This is a genomic window from Streptomyces sp. NPDC048664 (assembly GCF_040650555.1).
Taxonomy (GTDB): Bacteria; Actinomycetota; Actinomycetes; order Streptomycetales; family Streptomycetaceae; genus Streptomyces.
Genome location: NZ_JBEZHK010000010.1, coordinates 246,818 through 256,951, shown reverse-complemented (window position 1 = coordinate 256,951; position 10,134 = coordinate 246,818). Strand labels below are relative to the sequence as shown.

Annotated in this window: 8 protein-coding genes; 2 read left to right on the top strand and 6 right to left on the bottom strand. The window is 72.2% G+C overall.

From position 1 onward, the window contains the following. Nucleotides 1-157 precede the first annotated feature (157 nt). The gene (locus AB0C59_RS14320) at nt 158-1,288 is read left to right on the top strand and encodes a M48 family metallopeptidase (protein WP_363004145.1); all 1,131 of its coding nucleotides are present in this window, start codon (nt 158-160) and stop codon (nt 1,286-1,288) included. 36 nt (nt 1,289-1,324) lie between these two features. Here AB0C59_RS14320 and AB0C59_RS14315 read toward each other — a convergent pair whose 3' ends face one another. The 6 genes from AB0C59_RS14315 to galE form a co-directional block, all read right to left on the bottom strand. After that, a complete protein-coding gene (locus tag AB0C59_RS14315; RefSeq protein ID WP_363004143.1) occupies nt 1,325-2,383 on the bottom strand; it encodes a hypothetical protein in 1,059 nt (352 codons plus the stop codon). Nucleotides 2,384-2,543: 160 nt separating this feature from the next. Next, complete coding sequence (locus AB0C59_RS14310) at nt 2,544-3,167, bottom strand: hypothetical protein (RefSeq protein ID WP_363004141.1); 624 nt, start codon at nt 3,165-3,167, stop codon at nt 2,544-2,546. A 101-nt stretch (nt 3,168-3,268) separates the two neighbouring features. After that, nucleotides 3,269-4,555 (bottom strand): glutamate-5-semialdehyde dehydrogenase, encoded by a 1,287-nt coding sequence (locus tag AB0C59_RS14305; protein WP_363004139.1) that lies wholly within the window; start codon nt 4,553-4,555, stop codon nt 3,269-3,271. Between the two features lie 75 nt (nt 4,556-4,630). Then, complete coding sequence (locus AB0C59_RS14300) at nt 4,631-5,119, bottom strand: hypothetical protein (RefSeq protein WP_363004137.1); 489 nt, start codon at nt 5,117-5,119, stop codon at nt 4,631-4,633. 193 nt (nt 5,120-5,312) lie between these two features. Beyond that, the gene (gene proB / locus AB0C59_RS14295) at nt 5,313-6,419 is read right to left on the bottom strand and encodes a glutamate 5-kinase (RefSeq protein WP_363004136.1); all 1,107 of its coding nucleotides are present in this window, start codon (nt 6,417-6,419) and stop codon (nt 5,313-5,315) included. A gap of 160 nt (nt 6,420-6,579) precedes the next feature. Next, nucleotides 6,580-7,551 carry a UDP-glucose 4-epimerase GalE gene (gene galE, locus AB0C59_RS14290; protein ID WP_363004134.1) on the bottom strand — a complete coding sequence of 324 codons (972 nt, stop codon included), beginning with the start codon at nt 7,549-7,551 and terminating at the stop codon, nt 6,580-6,582. A 329-nt stretch (nt 7,552-7,880) separates the two neighbouring features. On the opposite strand from galE, the gene AB0C59_RS14285 reads away from it, so the two are divergent. Then, nucleotides 7,881-10,112, top strand: a complete 2,232-nt coding sequence (locus AB0C59_RS14285) for a CDP-glycerol glycerophosphotransferase family protein (protein WP_363004132.1) — start codon at nt 7,881-7,883, stop codon at nt 10,110-10,112. Nucleotides 10,113-10,134: the final 22 nt, after the last annotated feature.

Below are 10,134 nucleotides of genomic sequence, written 5' to 3'. Positions count from 1 at the left end.
ACATGTTCAGACGAAGGCCGTTTCCACGTACGGCAGTTACCGAACCGAGTGATCAAGTACGACGCACCGTTCGACAGCACACGTTAAAGATCAAGTTAGGCTGGACCTCGCTTCGGGGGCCACGTCGCGCGGGCCATCCAGACACCTGGGGGAAGACATGTCCGACACAGACCGCCCCGGCGCGAGCGGGCACGGCAGCGGCCACGAGCAGGTGCCGGGCCGGCGGCGCAGGCGCTTCCCGCGGATCTCCTCGCGGGCGTACGAGCATCCGGCGGACCGGTCGGCCCTGGTCGCCCTGCGCAGGCTCAGCGGCTTCGACGTGGTCTTCAAGGCCCTCAGCGGACTGCTGCCCGAACGCAGCCTCAGGCTGCTGTACCTCTCCGACTCGGTGCGGGTGTCGGAGAGGCAGTTCGCGCATCTGCACGCGATGCTGCGGGACGCCTGCCACATCCTGGACCTGGAGAAGGTCCCGCCGATGTACGTCACCCAGGACCCGCAGCCGAACGCGATGTGCGTCGGCCTCGACGAGCCGATCATCGTCGTGACGACCGGGCTGGTGGAGCTCCTCGACGAGGAGGAGATGCGGGCCGTCGTCGGGCACGAGGTCGGGCACGCGCTGTCCGGGCACGCGGTGTACCGCACCGTCCTGCTGTTCCTGACCGACCTGGCCGTACGGGTGTCCTGGATCCCGCTGGGCAACCTCGCGGTCATGGCGATCGTGACCGCGCTGCGGGAGTGGTTCCGCAAGTCGGAGCTGTCCGCCGACCGGGCCGGGCTGCTGGTCGGCCAGGACGTCCAGGCCTCGATGCGGGGCCTGATGAAGATCGCGGGCGGCAACCACCTGCACGAGATGAACGTGGACGCCTTCCTCGAGCAGGCCGAGGAGTACGAGGCCGGGGGCGATCTGCGCGACTCGGTGCTCAAGATCCTCAACCTGCTGCCGCGCAGCCATCCCTTCACCGCGGTGCGCGCCGCCGAGCTGAGGAGGTGGGCCTCCTCGCGCGACCACCAGCGCATCATGGACGGCCACTATCCGCGGCGGGACGAGGACCAGGACACCTCGGTCTCCGGCTCGTTCCGGGACTCGGCGGCCAGCTACGTGAACGACGTGAAGGAGTCCAGGGACCCGCTGATGAAGCTGGTCGGGGACCTCGCCGGCGGCGCGAGCGACCTCGGCGGCAGGGTGCGTCGCGGCTTCACGGGCTTCACGGGCGGCGCCCCCGAGGACACCGGGGGCCGGCCGCCCGGCACCGAGCCGGACGACGAGGGCACCGACGACGGCGCCTGATGCCGCGGGCCGTCGGTCGGCCGGCCCCGTCGGGGGTCACCGGGTCGTGAGGGCGCCGCACAGCGCCTCGGGCGTGGTGGCGCTGTAGGGGTTCGTGGCGGGGGGCGGGGCCGTGTCGGGGGTGTGGCCCGCCAACAGCGGGCGCAGATGGGTCGTCGAGTCCTCGGCGCAGGCGAGCGGGCCGGCCTGGAGGTACGAGGTGAGCAGCTGAGCCTGGTGCAGGCGCAGGTCGTCGCGGTCGAAGCGGAACGTCAGCCCGCGGCGGACGGTGAACAGGGAGGCTTGCGCCCTCGCGTCCGCGCCGGTCGGCTTCAGGGCGTACACCAGGACGTGGTCGGCCGTGACCTCCAGGGTCTCGGGGCCACTCTCCGCCACTCGCAGCGTGCCCCGCACCCGGATGCCGCGGTCGGCCAGCTGGGCGTGGGACGGGTCGAAGCGGACCAGCCAGCCGGTGGGCAGGTGCCGTCCGTCCGCGGCCGGCCGCTGGAAACTCCGGTCGAACTGGTCGAGCTGCCCCGCGTCGACCAGGACCCGTACCGGGCGCACGGCGCCGCCGGTGAGCACGGCCGGGTCGAGCGAGGACTCGACGACGTAGTCCTTCGCGGTGGCCAGGGCGGCGATCACCTGGCCTTCGGAGAAGTGCGTGGTGCGCCGGGTGGACGGCAGGGTGACGCCCTCGGCACCCACCCGGAACCGGGCGGCGGGGCTGGCCGCGTACAGCGCCTCGGCGTCGGTGGAGCCCGGCACGGCGGTGCGCGGGGCGAGGGGTATGACGGTCATGCGGGCCGGATCGACGGGCTGCGCCCGGGGGTCCTGGTACGGGTGGCGCATTCCCATGTAGATCGCGGTGCCGAAGGCGACGGCTATCAGCAGGACCAGGGCCAGGACCTGCCGGGACAGCCCGCGGTGGATCGCGGGGCGCCGGCGTACGGCCGGTGAGTGGTCGGTCATCCGCTCGTGCGCGGAGTACTCCTTGAGGCGGGCAGCCCGGACGAACGATTCGTCGAACACGACGGAGCGGTACTCGTATTCGTCCTCGCCGCCACCGGAGGCACCCTCGGGGGTCCCCTCGGGTGGGTCTCCAGGCCTGCCCATACCTTCAGGGTAGGTCCCCGGAGCCTTGGGTAAACGCCCTGTCGCACGACAAGTTTTGACAGGTTCTCACCACACCGGACAGGTGTCGAACATCCTCGCCCCCGGCCTTGCCCAGGGGGTCATCGGCCTCGGGGGGTCAGGGCCTCAGAGGGTCAGGGCCTCAGGGCGTCCGCGGCACCGCCGGGTGGGCGCGGGACGAGGAGGTGGCCGGTGCGGAGGGCCCCGTACTGCTCGCGCCCGTCTCCCTGCCCTGCTCCAGTCCGGTCGTGGCCGGTGGCGGGATCTGCTCCTGCCGGCCCGAGGAAGCGCCCCGGTACACGGCGGTGAACGCCAGCGCGACCATGCCTATGCCCATCACGAGGGCGAGCATCCAGGCGACCGGGCGGTGCCAGCGGGCGCCCGTGCCGTACCCCCGGTAGGTGCCCGGCGCGCCGTACCGCCCGCCCGGGTGGTCGTCGTCGTCCAGGTCGTCGAGGTCGTCCGGGTCGCCGAGGCCGAGCCCGCGGCCGAACGCGTCGGGCCCGAAGCCGTCCTCGTGGCGCTCGTCGTCGCCTCGCGTGCCTCTGGCGTGGGCCCGGCGCGCCTCGGCCTCCTGGGCCTCCGCGCGGGCCTGGGCGGCGGCGACGAGTCTCTCCACCGCCGTCGGCTCATGGACCACCGCGGCCCGTACGAAGGCCTCGTCGAAGACCACGGAGGCGAACTCTTCGTCCCTACCTCCGCGGTCGCGGTCGTCGTCGGGCTCCTGACCGTCGTGAAACGGCATGCCCCCCACGTCCTCCGGCACGGATCCAGAGTAGACCTGGGGGGTCAATTTGGGCAGACGGTACGGAAATTCGTCCGGCCCCCTCCGCCCGGTGGGACCGGGGCCGGACGCCGGGCGCCGGATCAGCGCCGTACGTGCCCGTCCCCGGTCACGATGTACTTCGTGCTGGTCAGTTCCGGCAGGCCCATCGGGCCCCTGGCGTGCAGTTTCTGGGTGGAGATGCCGATCTCCGCGCCGAAGCCGAACTGGCCGCCGTCGGTGAAGCGCGTGGACGCGTTCACGGCCACCGTGGTCGAATCGACCAGTCGGGTGAACAGGCGGGCGGCCTGCTGCGAGGTGGTGACGATCGCCTCGGTGTGCCCGGAGCTCCACAGCCGGATGTGCTGCACGGCCCGCTCCAGGGAGTCCACGACGGCGGCCGCGATGTCGTACGACAGGTACTCGGTGTCCCAGTCCTCCGGCGTGGCCTCCACCACCGTCGCCCGGGAGCCCTCGGCGTACTCCCGCACGCGCTCGTCGGCGTGCACGGTGACCCCGGCGTCCGCGAGGGCGTCCAGGGCGCGCGGCAGGAACTCGGCCGCGATGTCCTGGTGGACCAGGAGCGTCTCGGCGGCGTTGCACACGCTCACCCGGTGGGCCTTGGAGTTGATCAGGATCTCGACCGCCATGTCGATGTCCGCCTGGGCGTCCACGTAGACATGGCAGTTGCCGGTGCCGGTCTCGATCACGGGGACCGTGGACTCCTCCACGACCGTGCGGATCAGGGAGGCGCCGCCGCGCGGGATGAGCACGTCGACCAGGCCCCGGGCCCGCATCAGCTCGCGCACCGACTCGCGGCTCTCGCCGGGCACGAGCTGCACCGCGTCGGCGGGCAGCCCGGCGCCGCCCACGGCGTCGCGCAGGACCCGCACGAGGGCGCTGTTGGACTCGTACGCGGAGGACGAGCCGCGCAGCAGCACCGCGTTGCCCGACTTCAGGCACAGGGCCGCGGCGTCGACGGTCACGTTCGGCCGGGCCTCGTAGATGATCCCGACGACGCCGAGGGGCACGCGCACCTGCCGCAGGTCGATGCCGTTGGGGAGGGTGGAGCCGCGGACGACCTCGCCGACCGGGTCGGGCAGGGCCGCGACGTCCCGGACGTCGGAGGCGATGGCCCGGATCCGCTCGGGTGTGAGCGTGAGCCGGTCGACGATCGCCTCGCTGGTGCCGGCCTCGCGCGCCTTGGCGATGTCCTTGGCGTTGGCCTGGACGATCTCGCTCGTCCTGACCTCCAGCGCGTCCGCGACGGCCAGCAGCGCGTCGTCCTTCTCGGCCCGCGGCAGCGGCGCGAGGTCGGCGGCGGCGGCCTGGGCGCGATAGGCGGCCTGGGTGACCGGGGACATCGAGTCGTACGGCGAGAGCGTGGTCATGAAGGAAGCGTAGTGCGCCGCTCCGGCCCCTTACGGCACGTCCCAGGGAACGAGACGTCCGCGGGCCGGGGCGGCTCAGAAGGGGTGGACGCCCACCGGCGTCGCCCGCGCCGGACCGTATCCCTCGGCCACCCGCTGGTGGTACGTCTCGCGGTCGATGACCTCGAGGCCGACGATCTCCCAGGGCGGCAGCCCCGCGCTCTGGCGGTGCTCGCCCCACAGGCGCAGGGCGAGGGCGGCGGCGTCGTGCAGGTCGCGGGCCTCCTCCCAGTAGCGGATCTCCGCGTGGTCGCCCGCGTAGCGGCTGGTCAGCAGGAAGGGGTGGTCGTGGGCGAGCTGCTCCAGGGCCCGCCGCACCTCCTCCACCGGCGCCTGGCGCCCGGAGACGCTGAGGGTGACGTGCCACAGCCGGGGCACGTCACCGGGCTCCTCGTAGGAGTCACCGGCCCTGACGCTGGTCAGGGCGCGTTCCTCCCCCACCGTGCGCGGGGTGCCGCCGTCGCGGGAGGCACCGGAGGTGCCGCGACCGCGGAACGCCGCCGCCCCAGGTCGCACTCGTCTCACGACGGCCTCCTTCACGCAGAACGCGGTAGCAGTGGGTGCCCCGGGGCGACCTTCCCCGGGGCACGTCCCCCAGGGAAAGTGGAGCAGGCCGCAGCGCTTCATGGGGCGGTTTTACGGAACGTCTGCCCCCGGGGGCAGACGGGGAGCGGTCGGAAAACCGCTGGAGGACCGCCGCGGAACCGGCGCGGCCGGGTCACGGGTGCAGGAGGACCAGGTCGTCCCGGTGGACGACCTCGCGCTCGTAGGCGGGCCCCAGGTCACGTGCCAGCTCCCGGGTCGAGCGGCCGATCAGCCGGGGGATCTCCTTGGCGTCGAAGTTGACGAGCCCGCGTGCCACCGCCCGGCCCGTGCCGTCGCGCAGCTCGACCGGGTCGCCGGCGGCGAAGTCGCCCTCGACCGCCGCGATACCGGCGGGCAGCAGCGAGGTACGGCGTTCGACGACCGCGCGCACGGCCCCGTCGTCCAGCGTGAGCGCGCCCTGCGGCGCCGAGGCGTGCTGGAGCCACAGCAGCCGGCCCGCGGAGCGCTTGCCGGTGGTGTGGAAGTACGTGCCGGTGTCGCGGCCCGCGAGGGCGTCGGCGGCGTGGACGGCGGAGGTGAGCACCACCGGGATGCCGGCGGCCGCCGCGATCCGGGCCGCCTCGACCTTGGTGACCATGCCCCCGGTGCCGACACCGGCCCTGCCCGCGCTGCCGATCTCGACCTGCGCGAGATCCTCCGGCCGCCGGACCTCCGCTATCCGGGAGGTACCGGGCTTGCCGGGGTCCCCGTCGTAGACGCCGTCCACGTCGGAGAGCAGGACCAGCAGGTCGGCGTGGACCAGATGGGCGACGAGGGCGGCGAGGCGGTCGTTGTCGCCGAAGCGGATCTCGTCCGTGGCGACGGTGTCGTTCTCGTTGACGATCGGGAAGGCACCCATCGCGAGCAGCTTGTCGAGGGTGCGGGAGGCGTTGCGGTGGTGGGCGCGGCGGCTGGTGTCGTCGGAGGTCAGCAGCACCTGGCCGACGCGTACGCCGTAGCGGGCGAAGGAGGCGGTGTAGCGGGCCACGAGCAGGCCCTGGCCGACGCTGGCGGCGGCCTGCTGCCGGGCGAGGTCGGTGGGGCGGCGGCGCAGGCCCAGCGGGGCGAGACCGGCGGCGATGGCTCCGGAGGAGACGAGGACGATCTCCCGCTCGCCCCCGCCGCGGGCCTTGGCGAGGACGTCGACCAGGGCGTCGACACGGTCCGCGTCGAGTCCGCCCGCCGCGGTCGTCAGGGACGAGGAACCGACCTTGACGACGATCCTGCGGGCCTTCGCCACACTCTTCCTGGCCCCTGACACTGCCCCTGACACCTGCGGCCGTCCCCTTCGCCTGCGCTCACCGACGGCCGGCGGAGAGCCGGCTGCCTGGTGCGCAATCTACGCGAAGGGGCTCGGCGGCCGCAGGGCCGCGGGACGCGCCCCGCGGCCCCGTCGGACCTCAGCGGTGGTGGTGGCGCCAGCCCTGCCAGGCCGACTCGATCATCTCGTCCAGGTCGTGGCGCGCGGACCAGCCCAGTTCCCCGCGGATGCGGTCCGCCGAGGCCACCACACGGGCGGGGTCGCCCGGGCGGCGGTCGGTCACCTCCGGGGCGCTCTGCTCGTTCCCGGTGACCTTGAGGATGCGGTCCACCATCTGCTGTACCGAACTGCCCTCGCCACGGCCGATGTTGAGGGTGAGCGCGGTGCCCTCGGGGGCCTCTGCCAGGCGCCGCGCGGCGGCCAGGTGGGCGGAGGCGATGTCCTGGACGTGGATGTAGTCGCGCACGCAGGTGCCGTCGGGCGTGCTGTAGTCGTCGCCGAAGATCCGGGGTGCCTCGCCCGCCTCCAGGCGCTCGAACACCATGGGGATGAGGTTGAAGACACCGGTGTCGGCGAGTTCGGGAGCGGCGGCCCCGGCCACGTTGAAGTAGCGCAGGCTGGCGCCCCGCACCCCGTGGGCGCGCGCGGCGGCGGCGATCAGCCACTCACCGACCAGCTTGGTCTCGCCGTAGGGGCTCATCGGCTCGCAGGGGGTGTCCTCCGTGACGAGGTCCACATCCGGCATGCCGTAGACGGCGGCGGAGGAGGAGAAGACGATCCGGCCGACGCCGGCGGCCTCCATCGCCTCCAGGAGGGTCTGCAGTCCGGTGACGTTCTCCCGGTAGTAGTGGAGCGGGCGCTCCACCGACTCCCCCACCTGCTTCTTGGCCGCGATGTGCACCACACCCGTCACGGCGTGGTCGCGCAGGGCCTGCTCCAGCAGGGGCCCGTCCAGCACACTGCCCACGATCAGCGGCACCCCCGAGGGCACCCGGGCGGCGTCTCCCGTGGAGAGGTCGTCGTACACGACCACACTCTCGCCGCCCTCGACCATGGCGCGCACCACGTGTGCTCCGATGTATCCGGCGCCGCCCGTGACCAGCCAGCTCATCCTCATGCCTCCCGGGTCTTCGTCACTGGAACAGCAGACTCTGCCATGCGCCGCAATAAATCGAGTCCGGCATATGGGGCACACCGGCAAAGCAGGCAGGTGCGCCCAACTGTGAGGAAGTTCTCCAGCAGGGCGCAAATCCCCTACAGGAGCCCGGATCAGAAGTTCGTGACTATGGCGACCGATTAACCAACTTCGCACCGCCCCCACGGAAACTTCTAGTGAATCCCTTACGCTGATGCGGCGGCGCGCCGCTTGCCGCTCCCCCGGCAAGCACGCTCCGGCCCCGCTCACGCTCGCGTGGTCAGCCCCCGGAACAGGTTGTAAGGATGCCCCGACTCTCCCTCGTCGTCCCTGCATACAAAGTGCAGGGATACCTGCCCGAGTGTCTCGACTCGATTCTCGGACAGGACTACGCGGACTTCGAAGTCATCGCGGTGGACGACTGCTCCCCGGACGCTTCGGGAGCGATTTTCGACGAGTACGCGGAGCGCGACCCGCGCGTTCATGTGATGCACCTCACCGAGAACGTGGGGCTCGGACGCGCGCGCAACGCCGGCCTGGAGAAGGCCCAGGGCGACTACGTGCTGTTCCTGGACAGTGACGACACGCTGACCGACGGTGCGCTCAAGGCGATAGCCGACCGCCTCGACGCGACCGGGGACCCCGAGATACTCGTCTACGACTACGCGCGCAGCTACTGGGACGGGCGTGTCCGCCCCAACCAGCGGGCGGACCTCCTGGGGAGCGACGGACCGGAGGTGTTCGCGCTCACCGAGCGGCCGCAGCTGCTCGACCTGCTCCAGATCGTCTGGAACAAGGCCTACCGCCGGGACTTCGTCACCCGCCACGGCCTCACCTTCCCGCCGGGGTACTACGAGGACGCGCCCTGGACGTTCTGCTCCATGATCAGCGCGGAGCGCATCGCCCTGCTGGACCGGGTCTGCGTGATGTACCGGCAGCGGCGCGAGGGCGGCAACATCCTCAAGACCGTCAGCCGCAAGCACTTCGACGTCTTCGACCAGTACCGCCGCGTCTTCGACTACGTCGACTCCCGCCCCGAACTGGCGATCTGGCGGGCCCCGCTGTTCCGCAAGATGAGCGACCACTACCTGACGGTGCTGGAGCGCCCCGAGCGCCTGCCGCAGGACGCGCGGGCCGAGTTCTTCCACCGCGCCGCCCAGGACTACCGCGCGCGCCTGCCCGAGGACTTCCAGCGCCCGGCCGGCGGCCGCGGCCACAAGTACGCCCTGCTGGAGCGGGACGCGTACACCGCGATGGCCGGCGCCGCGGCGGCGATACGGCTGCGCAAGGCCGTCAGGACCCGCACGCGCACCGCGATCAACCGCTCCAAGCGCAGCGCGATGGGCGTCTTCTACCAGTCCCAGCTGAAGCTGCCGCTGGACGAGAACCTGGCGCTGTTCTCCGCCTACTGGAGCCGCAGCGTCTCCTGCAACCCGGCGGCCATCGACGCCGAACTCGCCCGTCTGGCCCCGCACGTCCGCCGGGTGTGGGCGGTGCGGCCGGACGCGGTGGCCGGCGTGCCCAAGGGCGTGGAGTACGTGCGGGTGGGCTCGCGCGAGTACTGGTCCGCCCTCGCCCGCGCCAAGTACCTCGTGAACAACGTCAACTTCGCCGACGCGGTCGTCAAGCGCGAGGGCCAGATCCATCTCCAGACCCATCACGGCACGCCGCTGAAGACCATGGGCCTGGACCAGCGCAAGTACCCGGCCTCCACGGCGATGGACTTCGACAAGCTCCTGGAGCGCTGCGACCGCTGGGACTTCAGCCTCAGCGCCAACCGGTTCTCCACCGCCGTGTGGGAGCGGGTGTACCCGTGCTCGTACACCTCCCTGGAGAGCGGCTACCCGCGCAACGACGCCCTCGTGAACGCCACCGCCGACGACGTGCGCGCGGCACGCGCCGCGCTCGGACTGGCCGAGGGCACCCGGGCGTTCCTGTACATGCCCACACACCGCGAGTACCAGCCGGGCTTCACCCCGGCCCTCGACCTCGCCCGCCTCGCCGACGACCTGGGGCCCGACGTGACCCTGCTGGTGCGGGGCCACTACTTCTACGGCTCGTCCCCGCACGTGGCCGAGCTGCGCCGCAGCGGACGGATCGTGGACGTCTCGGGGCACGCCCGGGTGGAGGAGCTGTACCTCGCCGCGGACGCGCTCGTCACGGACTACTCCTCCGCGATGTTCGACTACGCGGTCCTGGACCGGCCCATCGTGATCTACGCCCCCGACTGGGACATCTACTCGGCGGTGCGCGGCACCTACTTCGACCTGCTCCAGCAGCCGCCCGGCGCGGTGGCGAGAACGCAGACCGAGCTGATCGGACTGCTCGGATCGCAGGAGTACGACAGCCCCCGGGCCGCTGCGCACCGGGAGGCGTTCCGCCGTCGCTACTGCGAGTTCGACGACGGCCGGGCGGCCGAGCGCGTGGTGCGGCGGGTCTTCCTCGGCGAGAGGACCCCGCTGCCGTTCATCCCGTTCGCCGACCGTCCCCACGCACCGAACCCCGCCCAGGCGCTCGCGCCGGCCGCGCGGGCCTGAACCTGGATAGGAGATCCCCCAC